Raw genomic sequence first — 12,698 nt, forward strand, 5'->3', positions numbered from 1 at the left:
CTTCCCAGGCAGCCATTTCAGCGGTGGCCTTGTGGGGAACCCGGGACCCGCTGACAAGCCAGGTTTCGCGAGGCAGAACACCAAGACCGAGGTACCCCATGGCGTTCCCACCCCCCTGAGTCTCCTCATCGCAGCCCGCGGTCGCCGGTCAGGGCAACCTCGTGATGGCCTTGGCCAGCAGCCCCTGGGCCACCGACGCCGGCACGGGCGTCGCGCTGTTGATCTCGATGGAAAGGGCACGCCCCTTGCCCGCGGTGAGGCAGAGCATGGAGTTCTTGACCGGACTGGGACCCCCTGTGACGTTCCCGAAGACGGTGCACTCGGCGTCCGCAACTTTCACGCGCTTGACCGTCGCGCCCATCCCCTTGGCCGATTCCTCGAGCGGGGTGAAGACATAGTCGGCCATCTGCGAGATCGAGGCCACCGCGCGGGTTACGCGCAGGACGACGCCGACTGTCGGCGGGCCCAAAATCCACGAGCACCAGTCGATGGTTTCGCCCTTAAGCGGCCCAGGTTCATCCTCAACGTTTCCGCCTTCCTGCTGACCCCTGGAGAGTTTCGCCTTCAGCGCCCCTTCCAGATCCGTCGTGGTGAGCAGCGTGCATGGCTTGTACTTGGTCGCAGAACCGGCCGGGGCCGGCACCGTTGCAGCCAGTAGGACGGCCGTCAGTAGGACCAGTGCTCTGCGCATGCTGCTTTCCCCCTGTCGTCGACGTTGCTGGTTCCCTCTGTCCTACTTCAGCCTCGAGTACGCGATCTTGGCCAGCTTCTGCGCAGCCTCAATGTCGGGTTTCCCGCCCCTCAAGACCGAGAGGACCACTTCCAGCTTGCCCTTTCCGAACTGGAGTAAGAGGATGGGCGGCTTTTGCTTGGGGTCGACAACATAGAATGCACCCTCGCCCAGCCCACCCACCGGCGTCACCGCCGGCCCTCCATTCTGCTTGATGCCCTCCTGCGCCGTCTTGAGGTACTGGACCGAGTCATAGATGGTCTGTTGCAGACTGATACTCACCGCGGCTTCCTTGACCGCTTCTTTGCCCTTGGTGTATGCGCACTGTGACATGATTTCGTTCTCCATCATGTTCTGGGCGGTGTATCCGTCGCCGAGCACACTCTGCACATCCTTGGCAGTGATCAGCTGGCAGGCCTTCATAGAAAGCGCACCCGCAGCCGGTGCGATCGCGACGGCGAAAAGCGCCATCGCAGCAAGCGAAACAGCGATCATCGTCGCGCCCCCACACCTGCGAATCCTTTGCATACGCTTTCCCCCTTCGGCGCTCATGGCATCCACGAGCGTACTGCCTCGGCCCGTTACGGCAGCCGGGCCGCGACCTTGTCGGCCAGGGCCTTCACTTCCTGCACCGTCACCGAGCCCTTGCGATTTACTCCGAGCGAAAACGTCAGCCCCTTGCTCACCATGAAGCACGACGCGCCCGGGAGCGCCGTGGGTTCGCTGGCCGGAGGCTTCGCGGATGCGCACTCGGCGCCTGGGATGTTCCCGGGCTCGACCGCCCACCCACGCTTCTTCAAACCCTCCTGTAGCGCCCGCAGGTTCGCCAGGCCAGCGGCCTGCTCTTGCGGGTTCTTCGGTCCCCGGATGACGTTCAGGGAGACATACGTGGACCCCACGACCCAGTCACAGGTCGACATGATCTCTCCCTTGAAAGGCCCTCCGGAGATCGTGGTGTCTCTGTCGGCGAAGCGATCCACCTTCGCGCTCAGCGCCGCCTCCAGGTCCGCAGCCGTCAACAACGAGCACGGCTGGTACTTGGTGGCTGCAGCGGCTGGCAGTTGGACGGCCGTCGCGATCAGGAGAGTCGTAAAGAGCACCACGATGTGCGTTCGCTTCATGATCGCCTCCCCGACAACTCATTTTCGCTCGCGAGTTACTACAGGTACGGCAAGTGCGGCTGATCCCGCACTCCCCAAAACACTATCCGCCTGGGCCAAAGGAATCAATATGCTAAAAGGGTAATTCATTGCGGCGGAGTGGAGCCCCATGGGCCGTACCGTGGGAGGAACCATGCCCCTGATGTACCGGCCCACGAGGGCCGCGGACTTGAACGCCTGCCTGGCCCTGATCCCGGAGGGGCCGCTCTTCGACGACGCGATGAGACCCGGTCTTCTGCGCTTGTGGCGCGAGGTCCTCGCGAGGAGATGCGCGGAGTCGGCGGTGATCTATGATGGAAAGCGCCTGCCCGGGTCGCAGATCGTCGGGTTCGGCCTCAGCGTCTTTGTCACCGAAGAGTTTGCGCACGAGGCCAAGACTCAGTTGCCCCCCTACATCGACAAGCACGTCCTCGATCGATGGGCTCGAGGATGCTCGCCGCTCCTTGACCTCGACGCCATCCGCGAGGCGAACTCCGGAGCGGGGCTCCACCTCCTGATCATGCATCACGGCGTCATGGAGGACTCGCTCACCCCAGACGAGGTCTCCCAGGCCCGTATTCTCCTTTTCGACGCATTCCGCGCCTATCATCGCGGCTACCGCCTGAAGGACTTCATCGATGAGGTGTACGGTGAAGCCCAACTCGAACGTTACACGGCACGGGGACCAAGGCTCTACACGGATTATGAGGCGTTCTTCCGCAGCGGCGCCGTGCCGCCGCCGCCGCTCGGCCGACACCCGTATCTGATCGGCACGACTCGTGCGGAGGCTCTGGCGCGGGAGGGAACGTACGCGTTTGAAGTCTTTTCGTACGTACCACCAAGATTCCACTTTGCGCCTGAGGAACAAGAACTCTTGCATCACGCGCTGCTCGGACTCACCGACGCCGAATTGGGCCGTACGCTGCACGCGGCGCTGGCCACGGTCAAAAAGCGCTGGGCTTCCATCTATGATCGCGTTGCCTCCATCGACCCTGACCTGCTACTCGGCGCCGCGGAAGCGGTTCCGCCGGAGGGGAGGCGCGGTCCGGAGAAGCGGCGCAGGTTGCTCGGCTACCTGCGTCAACACCTAGAGGAATTACGCCCGGTCAAGCCTCTCCGCTCGTAGCCCGCGCTGCGCTTGCCTAAGCTGAGCCGCGGGCACCCTCAGTCGCGGCCGCGGAGCCTTGGGTCCAGCAGATCTCTCAGGCCGTCGCCCACGAGGTTGAACCCGACCACGGTGACGAGAATGGCGAGGCCGGGAAAGGTGGCGATCCACGGGGCCGTCAGCATGAACGACCGCCCCGTGGCGAGCATCGATCCCCATTCCGGGGTGGGCGGGGTGGCCCCCAGGCCGAGAAACGACAGCCCGGCGGTCTCGACGATCGTAAACCCCACGGTCAGTGTCGCCATGACGATGATGGGCGAGAGGATGTTGGGCAGGACGTGGCGGCCGAGGATCCTGGTGATCCCCGCCCCGACGGCCCCCGCGGCCTCGACGAATTCCTGCTCTTTGATGGCCAGGACCGCGCCCCGCACCAACCGGGCGAACTGCGGCGTGTAGACGATCCCGATCGCAATCATCGCGTTCGTCAGGCTCGGCCCCAGGATCGCCACGACGATCATCGCGAGCAAGAGGTACGGGAACGCGAGCATGACGTCGACCGATCGCATCACCACCGCGTCGACTCTTCCGCCGACGTATCCGGAGATCACCCCGAGGAACACCCCGAGGGCGGCGGCGATCCCGTCGGCCAGCACGCCGATGACGAGGGCGATCCGGGCCCCATGGAGCACGCGGGAGAAGATATCCCGGCCGAACTCGTCGGTGCCGAACAGGTGCGCGAGCGACGGGGGTTTGAGCTGGTCTGTGAATGCCTGGTCGATCGGGCTGTACGGCGCGACCTGGGGGGCGAACGCCGCAGAGGCGACCACGAGGATGAGAACGGTGGCCCCCACCACCAGGTTGGTGCTGCGGAGAAGGCGATGCCAGGAGAGGGCGGCGGCGCGGCGCGGCAGGCTGGGGGCGAGGACGGCGTTCGCCATTAGCCGTACCGGATCCGGGGGTCCAGGTACGCGTAGAGCACGTCCACGAGGAGATTCGCGAGCACGAAAATTCCCGCCGCGATAATGACGACCCCCTGCACTACCGGATAGTCCCTCGCCAGCACGCTCGTGATCGCGAGCCGCCCCAGTCCCGGGAGCGCGAAGATCGTTTCCGTCAGCACGGCGCCACTGAGGAGGAGCCCCAACTGGAGTCCGACGAGAGTGACGACGGGCAGGAGCGCGTTGCGGAGCGCGTGGTGGCTCACCACCCGGCGCTCGCCCACGCCCTTGGCCCGAGCGGTCCGCACGTAGTCGAGGTGCAGGACCTCCAGCATCGTGGACCGCGCCATGCGGGCGATCGTGGCCATCGAGGTCGCGCCGAGTGCCACAGCCGGAAGGACGAGATGCCGGATGCTGCTCTGCACCACCGGCCCGTTCCCGGTCAGCAACCCGTCAACCAGAGGCATGCCGGTGATGCGACGGACGGCCATCCCGCCCTCCAGGATCCCTCCCAGCGGCAGCCACCCCAAGATCCCGCCAAAGACCAGCAACAGCAGGATCCCGGTCCAGAACACCGGCATCGAGACACCGATCAGGACCCCGATCATCGCCGAGGTGTCCACGAGCGAATGGGGCCGGCGGGCCGCAACCACGCCGATCGCCAGGCCGAAGACGACGGCAAACACAAGGGCAGCCAGGCTGAGCTCGATCGTGACGGGCAGCCCCTGCCCGATCTCCCAGATCGCCGACTGGCGGGTCCGGAGCGAGACGCCGAAGTCGCCGTGCAGCGCCCCGATCAGGAATCGCGCGTACTGCACGTACACCGGCTGATCGAGACCCAACTGGTGGCGGAGACGCTGGAGGTCGGCGTCGGTCCCCTTGTCGCCGAGCAGCAGTTGGGCGACGTCGCCGGGAACGAGATGCATCCCGAAGAAGACCAGGATGCTGATCCCGATCAGCACGGGGACGAGTTGTCCCAGCCGTCCGGCGATGTACTTGAGCATCAGCCACAGGCGCGCCGGGGGCCCGCCCCCGCAAAGCGAGACTCGGGCCCCCGTCGGTCGGTTCAGGTGGTCGCGTGCCGGCTTACTGCAGCGAGACCTGTTCCATATGGAAGAACATCTGTAGCGGGTTGAGCAGGAAGCCCTGCACGCTCGCGCGCGCCGCCCGCACCTGGTTCGTGTAGTTCATGAAGACCCACGGCGCGTCGTCATGGAGAATCTTGTTGGCCTGCTCGTAGATCTGCGCCCGCTTGGCCTGGTCGCTGACCAGCCGGCCCTGCACCATCAGCTTATCGTAATCGGGGTTGCGGTGACGCGCGTTGTTGTTGGGGCGTTTCGCCCCGGCGATCTCGTCCCACTCGAACAGGTCGCCGAGGAAGTTGTCGGGATCCCCATTGTCTCCAGACCACCCCAGGATCGAAAACCCCTCCCAAGGGGTGTGGCGAACTTTGTCGAGGTAGGCGCCCCATTCGTACTGAGTGATCTTGACGTTGACGCCAACTTTCGCGAAATAGCCCTGGACGGCTTCCCCGAGTTTGGCGCCCCCGATGGGGTTGTAGCCCCGCGGATTGGAGTAGACCATCATCTCGGTCGAGAACCCGTTGGGGAACCCGGCTTCCTTCAGCAGGTCCTTGGCCTTGTTGACGTCGTACGGGTACGGCGTCACGGATTTGTTGTACCCCCAGAGCACCGGGGGCATCCCTTGGCCGGCGGTCGTCGCGCCCCCGTACAGCCCCTTGTTGATCGCGTCCTTGTCCACCGCGTAGTTCATCGCCTGCCGGACGCGCTTGTCCTTGAATGGGCCCATGTCGTTGGACATCGCCACGCCCAAGATCGTCAGCCCCGGCTGTTGGTAGAGCTTGAGGTCCTTGTTGCCGGTGACGCGGGAGTAGTCGGACGGGGGAACATCCGCGAGGATCTGCGCCTCGTTCCGCTCGAGTTTGAGCATGCGGGTGGCGCTCTCCGGGACGATCTGGAAGATGATCCGGTCGACTTTCGGCTTGCCCCCCCAGTAGTCCGGGTTCGCCTCCACGGTGACATGGTCGTTGCGGACGGCCTCGACGAACTTGAACGGGCCCGTCCCCACTGGATGCTGGCTGGCGTCGCAGTTGTACTTCTTGGTGGCCTCCGGGCTCACGATCGCCTGCCAGACCATCGCCACGCTGCTGAGGAACGGGGCGTTCGGCTTCGGCAGCGTGAACCGGAGGGTGTCATCGTTCAACGCGTCCATCTTGACCACGTTTCCGTCCTTGACCGACCCGTAGGTGAAGTCGTCGTAGGTGTCGACGCCCTTCCGGCCCAGGACGTAGCACGGATTCTGCGGGTTGATGGCCCGGTCGATATCTTGGGCAACGGTTCGCGCGTTCATCGGCGTCCCGTCGTGGAACTTGACGCCGTGCCGGAAATGGAACGTGTACACCTTGCCATCCGGCGAGATCTCCCATTTCTCGGCGAGGCCTGGGCCGACCACGCTCGATCCCGGCTTGTAGTTCACGATCGAGTCGTACATCGTGGCCATGATGAACCCGGACTCATTGTTCTCCACGGTCTGGGGATCGAGCCCGGTCTGATCCGCGCCGATCGCAATCACGAGGGTCTTGGGCGCCTGGGCCTGGGCGACGCCCCACAGCCCCACCGGCACCAGTGCGAGCATCAGGAACGGCGGCAGGAACCACCGCAACAGCGCGTGCCTCATCATGCTTCCCCTCCTCGAGGATCCATTCGTGATTCCCCGCTACAGTACGCCCACGGGAAGGGAAGGCCCTGCGTCAGAGGGTCAGGGCGCCTTAGCGCCGGCCGCGGACGGACGGCTCACGGAGTTCACGGGCGCGGTGCGCGGCCCGTGTCACGGCGGCGTCTACCGCAGCGCGCAGCCCGCCCTGCTCGAGGGCTTCGAGACCCGCCATCGTGGTGCCACCCGGCGAGGTGACCCGGCCACGCAGCACCCCCGGGCCGTCGCCGGTCTCGGTGAGCATCTTCCCCGCGCCGAGCACGGTCTGCGCGACGAGTACCTGGGCGAGATCCCGGGGGAGGCCGGCCCGCTCTCCGCTCTCCACCAGGGCTTCGGCGAGCGCGTACACGTACGCGGGTCCGCTCCCTGACACCGCGGTCACGACGTCGAGCAGCGACTCCGGAACGACCCCGACCCATCCGACGGCCTCAAAGAACTCGCGCGCCATCGCCAGATGGCCGGCGGTGGCGTGCCGGCCCGCGGCGATCGCCGTCGCCGACGCGCGCACCGCCGTGGACGTGTTCGGCATGGCCCGGATGACCGGGACCTCCCCCAGCCGCCGTTCGATCGTCTCGGTCGAGATCCCCGCCGCCACCGACACGACCAGGTGGCGGGTGCCTATGTGCGGGGCGATCTCGGTGAGCACAGTGGACATGTCGTGCGGCTTGACGGCCAGAACGAGCACGTCGCTCTCGGCCACGAGATGCGCCTTGTCCCGCGTCGTGCGGACGGGCCACGCGCGGCCGAGCCGCGCGAGCCGCTCGTCGTTGGATTTGTTGGTCACGAGAATTTGAGCCGGCGTGAGGATGGTTGCATCGAATGCGCCGCGCAACAACGCCTCCGCCATGTTTCCCGCGCCGATCATGCCAACCATATATTCGGCCATCGCTCACCCTCCACAAACACGAACGCCCCGTTTCGCCAAAGGGCGAAAGAGGCGCTTCCGCGGTACCACCTTTGTTCCCCAGCCGAGGCGGCTGGAGCACTCACGCTGTCTCGGGCGACCCGGCTCCGGTTCCGCGGCTCTCGCCGCCCCGGAGCAGCTCGAGGGTGGGTTCGGACGGACCTGCGGCGGCCCTCTCAGCCTTCGGTACCGCTCTCTTGGCGCAGGGACGACGTCCTACGTTCCCCGTCACGGCTCTTTTATTGTCCCGCTAGTGTACCATCCACCTGAACGGCCGTCAATGACTCGCCGGCACGGGTCGTGAATGCATTCGGCCATGTATGCTCACTCCCTAAGCTGGGGATCAAGCACGTCCCGTAGGCCATCTCCAAGCATGTTGATCGCCAGCACCGTGATCATAATGGCCAATCCGGGAAACGTGGTGAGCCACCAGGCCTCCCGGACCCAATCGCGCCCAGCGTTCAACAGGGCTCCCCACTCGGGCGTGGGGGGCTGCGCCCCCAGCCCCAGGAAGGAGAGGGCGGCGCTGGTCAGAATGGCCCCGGCCACATTCAGGCTGGAAAGGACGATGATCGGCGCCACCACATTCGGCAGCACATGCCGGGCCACGAGGCGAGGCGCCCCGCATCCCATCGCGTGGGCCGCTTCGACAAAAGGCTGCCCTCGAAGCACCAGCACCGATCCTCGGACCACCCGGGCGTAGGATGGAATGCCGTAGATTCCCACAGCCAGCATCACATTATTCAAGCCCGGCCCGAGGATGGACACGATCACCAGGGCGAGCAGGATGCCGGGGAACGCCAGCATCAGATCGATCAGCCGCATGACGGCCAGGTCGAGCCATCCGCCGTAATACCCTGCCGCCGCGCCCAACGGCACCCCGGCTCCGACAGAGATGAGCACGGCGATGACGCCCACCCGCAGCGAGAGACGCGCACCCCACACCACCCGGCTGAACTGGTCCCGGCCGAACTGGTCGGTGCCAAACCAGAATTCCCGGCCCGGCGGTATCAGGCTGTATTGGGGACTGATTCTCAGCGGATCGCGGGGGGCCAGCACCGGAGCGAGGGCGGCGATGGCCAGCAACGCCACGAGCAGGATTCCACCCGCGCCGGCACCGGCATTTTGCGAGAGCCGCCGGGCGGCATCGAAGCCAGGGAGGGCTGCCGGGGACCTAACCGTAGCGAACCCGCGGATCGAGATATGCATAGGAGAGGTCGACGAGCAAGTTGATCCCGGCGTAGATGAGGGCCACCAGCAGCGCCACGCCTTGGACCACGGGAAAATCCTTGTTCAGGATGCCGGTGATCGCCAGGCGGCCCAGGCCGACCCGCGAAAACACCGTCTCGATGACGAACGCCCCGGCCAGCAGGCGTCCGAATTCGAGTCCCGCCAGCGTCACGACCGGCACGAGCGCATTTCTGAGCGCGTGATGATACACGACGACCCTCTCGGTCAACCCTTTGGCCCGCGCGGTGGTGACGTAGGGCTGCCGGTACACCTCCAGCATGCTCGAGCGCACCAACCGTGCCAGGACGGCCAGAGGGGCGAGGGCCAGCGCCAGGGTGGGTAACACCAGGCGATTGAGCCCGCCCTGCCCCGTTGCCGGAAACCAGCCGAGTTGGACTGAGAAGACGAAAATGAGCAGAGACCCCAGCCAGAAGCCTGGCATGGAGACTCCGACGAGGCCGAGGAACATCGCCACGTTGTCCATGAGCTGCCCACGGTGGACGGCGGCGATCACGCCCAACAACACCCCCCCGGCCACCGCAACCGCCATGGCCGCGACCGCCAAGATCGCCGTCGGCTTCAACGCTTGGAGGACCAACTCGGTGATGGGGAGGTTGAGGCGGATCGACCGGCCCAGATCGCCGTGAAGCGCCCGCCAGACGAATCGGCCGTACTGGACAGGCAAGGGGTCATTGAGCCCCAACGTCTGACGCAGCCTGTCCAGGGCCGCCGTGTCCGCGGCGGAATGCTCGCCCAGGAGTACCATGACCGGATCTCCGGGGACGAGATGGAGCATGAGGAAGACCAGCACCGACACACCGAAGATCACTGGCAGCGAGCCAGTGAGCCGCTGCCGCAGGTACCTCGCCATCGGGAAACGGTGTTACTTCTTTTCGATCCACACGTCGTAGAACAGCGGATAGGCGGTGGGGTCGAACACCATGCCCTTCACTTCGGTACGGATGCCCACCAGGTTGAACTCGTTGTAGAGAGGCAAGGCCAGAGCCAGATCCATCACCTTCGCTTGCACCCGCTTGTAGATCGGGATCCGCTTCGACAGGGCCGGGGTCTTGTAAGCCTCCTCCAGGTCTCGGTCGAGGCCAGCGTCGCTTACGTGTGACCAGTTGAAGGGGATGTTCCCGGTATGATAGAGTCCTCGTAGCAAATCCGGGTCCGCATAAATGTAAAACAGCGGAACGAGGTTGTGATCGCCCTTGTTGATCCCCTCGTACCATGCCGCCCGGGCCATCGATTTGATCTCCACCTGCATCCCCACGTCCCTCAACTGACCCTGGAGGAACTGCGCCGGCTCGTCGAGCCCGATGTTCCCAATAATGAACTCATCAAGCACCAGCCGCCGCCCACCCTTCACCCGGATCCCGTCGGCTCCCGCACGCCACCCCGCCTCCTCCAAAAGGCTCTTGGCCTTCTCGGGGTCGTACGGGTACATGCTGGCGAGCGATTTGTCGTAGCCGACGCTCGCCGGCGTCAGCGGAGTCTTGGCGGGGGTGTGCACGCTGAATAACAACGTCCTGACCATCTGCTCCTGGTTGAACGCGTAAAGGACGGCTCTCCGAACGGCCAAGTCATCCGTGGGGAACTTCTTCACGTTCAGAAAGACGAGGCGCGGCGCGCCGGGGTACGGAGCCTTCAAGACGCGGTAGCGCTTGTCTCGGGCCAGGGCCGCGACGTTTTTCTCGGGGACCGGCTCGATGGCATTGGTTTCCCCGTTTTCGAGCGTGGCGATCCGCGTTGATGTCTCGGGGATGGTTTTCACGACGATCTTGTCGAGATACGCCGGGCCGGTGTTCGTGAAGAACCCCTTGGGGGGCCAGTGGTACTCGGGGTTCCGTACCATCGTGATGTTATCTGCGGGGACCATCGAGTCAAACTTGAACGGACCGCTGCCTACTGGATGTTTGATGAAATCCACGCCCCATTTCTTGACGGCGGTGGGGGAGACGATCCCCAGGTACGGCGTGCTCGCCGCGTAGAGGAAGGGAGCATACGAGTCCTTGAAGTGGACGCGCGCCGTGAAGTCGTCCACGACATCCGTGTGATCATAAGGCCCCAGGGCCGCGATGGCCGAGGTGGACTTGGTCGCCGGATCGATGATCCTGTCCAAGCTGAACTTGACCGCCGCAGCGTTGAAGGGCGTCCCGTCGTGGAATTTCACGTCCCTGCGGAGCTTGAAGGTATAGACTTTCGCGTCGGGCGTGACCTGCCACGACTCCGCCAGCCACGGCAAGAACTGGCCCCTGGGGGTCATGAACACGAGGCTGTCGTACATAGCGGCCACCACACGCTGGGCGACGGCCGCGGCCGAGCCGTGAGGGTCGGTGGTACTGGGTTCCTGGCGTATCCCATAGACGAGGGTGCCTCCGGTCCGGGGCGCCTGCGCCAGCGTCGGACTGCCCGATGGCAGCACGAGCGCGAGCGCCAACAGAGTCACCGCGGCAAGGCGAACTCGCCCTGACATTAGACCGACCTCCCTTCCACGCATCCGGGACCTTGAATGTGGGCTCTCTCAGGGCTTCGGGAGAGCCTTACACCCTCCTTCCATACTCCGCCATCAGGAGCCCAATGCCTTTGATCGTCTGGATGTAGTCTTCGACAAAGATGTTCTCGTTCGGGGCATGAATGTTGGCACAGAGGCTGCAGGTCGGACACGTACTGCGACGCGTGCGCGTCGATGAAATCGAAGAGCGCCTTCATGCCCTGGCTGCCGGCTGGGCGCGAAAATCCCTCGCCAACTCATCGCAACGGCGAAAGGCGGTGCCGACGAACCCGCGGATGTACCGAATCAGCTTGTCCAGGATGTCCATGCGATGGTGCCGTCCGATCACCTGGGGGTGGAACATAATCATGAACAGTCCGGACTCTCGATGGAGGCCGCGAAACTCCGTCTGCCAGATTCGCAGGACTTTGTCCGGATCTGAATTGCCCACCCTGTAGGCCGGGTTGAAGGAGAAGAGGAAATAGGGAGCGTCGTCGAGTTCAAAGCTGCCGGGCAGTTCGACCAGGGCGCTCGTCTGACCGGGCACGTGGATCAGGTAGGGCCGTTCCTCATCCATCATGCTGGAGTCGTAGAGGAACCCCCCTTTGATGAGAAACCCAAAGGTCTCCGGACTGATCACGGCACCCGGGCATCGGTAGCCGACGGGACGCTGGCCCGTGACTGTCTCCAAAGCCCGCGCCCCGCGCTCGAGGTTTTCCCATTCCTCAGCCGGGCTCATGTCGTACGGTTTCACCTGGTGCAGGTAGCCGTGATGCGCCACCTCGTGACCGGCACTGTGGATCGCCTTGACCTCGTGAGGGTGTTGCTCCGCTACCCAGCCCGGCGTGAAGAACGTGGCCTTGATATCGTAGCGTCCGAGCAGATCGAGGATCCGCGGAACACCCACCTTCGCCCCGTACGTCCCTCGGGAAAGCACACTGGGCGACTGTCGATCTTTGCCCAGCCAGATGCTTTCCGCGTCGAAGTCAAAGGTCAGACATACATTGCATGCGTCCTTGGTTGCGGTCAAGGTTCTACCCCCTCCGTTCGCGATCCAGGCTGGGGTCATGGTAGCATACGCTTCCGACCCCAAACGCTATCACGGCCCCGGCACCCCGCGGCAGGGGCCCCGCGGCTCGCCGAGAAGCATGTCCTCGTGATGGCTTCCTCGATCCCCGAAGTGCTCACCGCGAGGCGAACGGTGCGATTCTACACGGATGCGCAGGTGCCGGCAGGCCTCGTGCGCACCCTGCTCGAGGCCGCGATCTCCGCCCCGTCGGCCCACAACGCGCAGCCGACCCGGTTTGTCGTGATCGAGTCCCCCGACGTGAAGCGGCGGCTTGCCGAACGCATGGCGCGGCGGTGGCGCCCGGACCTCGAACAACTCCGCACGCCGGAGGCGGCGATCCACGTGGAACTCCG

General features: G+C 64.9%; 13 protein-coding genes. 2 read left to right on the forward strand and 11 right to left on the reverse strand.

Annotated elements, in window-relative coordinates; all coding sequences use genetic code 11:
* Nucleotides 1-148: 148 nt before the first annotated feature.
* From VFP86_06525 to VFP86_06535, 3 genes are all read right to left on the reverse strand, one after another.
* On the reverse strand, nucleotides 149-691 hold the full coding sequence (locus VFP86_06525) for a hypothetical protein (protein ID HET8999282.1): 543 nt from the start codon (nucleotides 689-691) through the stop codon (nucleotides 149-151).
* Between the two features lie 42 nt (nucleotides 692-733).
* Complete coding sequence (locus VFP86_06530; protein ID HET8999283.1) at nucleotides 734-1,225, reverse strand: hypothetical protein; 492 nt, start codon at nucleotides 1,223-1,225, stop codon at nucleotides 734-736.
* Nucleotides 1,226-1,311: 86 nt separating this feature from the next.
* Nucleotides 1,312-1,851: a hypothetical protein gene (locus VFP86_06535; GenBank protein ID HET8999284.1), complete on the reverse strand. Its 540-nt coding sequence runs from the start codon at nucleotides 1,849-1,851 to the stop codon at nucleotides 1,312-1,314.
* Between the two features lie 172 nt (nucleotides 1,852-2,023).
* Here VFP86_06535 and VFP86_06540 point away from each other — a divergent pair, with 172 nt between their 5' ends.
* Entirely contained in the window at nucleotides 2,024-2,995 is a 972-nt protein-coding gene (locus tag VFP86_06540) for a hypothetical protein (protein HET8999285.1), read from the forward strand.
* 38 nt (nucleotides 2,996-3,033) lie between these two features.
* Here the strand turns inward: VFP86_06540 and VFP86_06545 are convergent, their stop codons facing one another.
* The 8 genes from VFP86_06545 to VFP86_06580 all read right to left on the reverse strand — a co-directional run bounded on the left by VFP86_06545 (nucleotide 3,034) and on the right by VFP86_06580 (nucleotide 12,306).
* A complete protein-coding gene (locus VFP86_06545) occupies nucleotides 3,034-3,912 on the reverse strand; it encodes an ABC transporter permease (protein ID HET8999286.1) in 879 nt (292 codons plus the stop codon).
* Complete coding sequence (locus VFP86_06550; GenBank protein HET8999287.1) at nucleotides 3,912-4,916, reverse strand: ABC transporter permease; 1,005 nt, start codon at nucleotides 4,914-4,916, stop codon at nucleotides 3,912-3,914. Before VFP86_06550 ends, VFP86_06545 begins: the two co-directional genes overlap by 1 nt.
* Before the next feature lie 82 nt (nucleotides 4,917-4,998).
* Nucleotides 4,999-6,612, reverse strand: a complete 1,614-nt coding sequence (locus VFP86_06555; GenBank protein ID HET8999288.1) for an ABC transporter substrate-binding protein — start codon at nucleotides 6,610-6,612, stop codon at nucleotides 4,999-5,001.
* 88 nt (nucleotides 6,613-6,700) lie between these two features.
* Nucleotides 6,701-7,531: a pyrroline-5-carboxylate reductase gene (proC, locus tag VFP86_06560; GenBank protein HET8999289.1), complete on the reverse strand. Its 831-nt coding sequence runs from the start codon at nucleotides 7,529-7,531 to the stop codon at nucleotides 6,701-6,703.
* A gap of 342 nt (nucleotides 7,532-7,873) precedes the next feature.
* Nucleotides 7,874-8,758: an ABC transporter permease gene (locus tag VFP86_06565; protein ID HET8999290.1), complete on the reverse strand. Its 885-nt coding sequence runs from the start codon at nucleotides 8,756-8,758 to the stop codon at nucleotides 7,874-7,876.
* Complete coding sequence (locus tag VFP86_06570; protein ID HET8999291.1) at nucleotides 8,724-9,650, reverse strand: ABC transporter permease; 927 nt, start codon at nucleotides 9,648-9,650, stop codon at nucleotides 8,724-8,726. The genes VFP86_06565 and VFP86_06570 overlap by 35 nt, the downstream gene beginning before the upstream one ends.
* Before the next feature lie 12 nt (nucleotides 9,651-9,662).
* A complete protein-coding gene (locus tag VFP86_06575) occupies nucleotides 9,663-11,258 on the reverse strand; it encodes an ABC transporter substrate-binding protein (protein ID HET8999292.1) in 1,596 nt (531 codons plus the stop codon).
* A gap of 232 nt (nucleotides 11,259-11,490) precedes the next feature.
* Nucleotides 11,491-12,306 (reverse strand): polysaccharide deacetylase, encoded by an 816-nt coding sequence (locus VFP86_06580; protein HET8999293.1) that lies wholly within the window; start codon nucleotides 12,304-12,306, stop codon nucleotides 11,491-11,493.
* Nucleotides 12,307-12,435: 129 nt separating this feature from the next.
* Here VFP86_06580 and VFP86_06585 point away from each other — a divergent pair.
* A partial coding sequence (locus VFP86_06585; protein ID HET8999294.1) for a nitroreductase family protein occupies nucleotides 12,436-12,698 on the forward strand: 263 nt, incomplete at its 3' end.

The sequence above is a fragment of the bacterium genome, assembly GCA_035703895.1.
Lineage (GTDB): Bacteria > Sysuimicrobiota > Sysuimicrobiia > Sysuimicrobiales > Segetimicrobiaceae > Segetimicrobium.

Excerpts from the sequence above, each read along its gene's own strand:
- VFP86_06525 (HET8999282.1), bottom strand. The coding sequence starts at position 691 with ATGCGCAGAGCACTGGTCCTACTGACGGCCGTCCTACTGGCTGCAACG.
- VFP86_06530 (HET8999283.1), bottom strand. The coding sequence starts at position 1,225 with ATGATCGCTGTTTCGCTTGCTGCGATGGCGCTTTTCGCCGTCGCGATC.
- VFP86_06535 (HET8999284.1), bottom strand. The coding sequence starts at position 1,851 with ATGAAGCGAACGCACATCGTGGTGCTCTTTACGACTCTCCTGATCGCG.
- VFP86_06540 (HET8999285.1), top strand. The coding sequence starts at position 2,024 with ATGCCCCTGATGTACCGGCCCACGAGGGCCGCGGACTTGAACGCCTGC.
- VFP86_06545 (HET8999286.1), bottom strand. The coding sequence starts at position 3,912 with ATGGCGAACGCCGTCCTCGCCCCCAGCCTGCCGCGCCGCGCCGCCGCC.
- VFP86_06550 (HET8999287.1), bottom strand. The coding sequence starts at position 4,916 with ATGCTCAAGTACATCGCCGGACGGCTGGGACAACTCGTCCCCGTGCTG.
- VFP86_06555 (HET8999288.1), bottom strand. The coding sequence starts at position 6,612 with ATGATGAGGCACGCGCTGTTGCGGTGGTTCCTGCCGCCGTTCCTGATG.
- proC (HET8999289.1), bottom strand. The coding sequence starts at position 7,531 with ATGGCCGAATATATGGTTGGCATGATCGGCGCGGGAAACATGGCGGAG.
- VFP86_06565 (HET8999290.1), bottom strand. The coding sequence starts at position 8,758 with ATGCATATCTCGATCCGCGGGTTCGCTACGGTTAGGTCCCCGGCAGCC.
- VFP86_06570 (HET8999291.1), bottom strand. The coding sequence starts at position 9,650 with ATGGCGAGGTACCTGCGGCAGCGGCTCACTGGCTCGCTGCCAGTGATC.
- VFP86_06575 (HET8999292.1), bottom strand. The coding sequence starts at position 11,258 with ATGTCAGGGCGAGTTCGCCTTGCCGCGGTGACTCTGTTGGCGCTCGCG.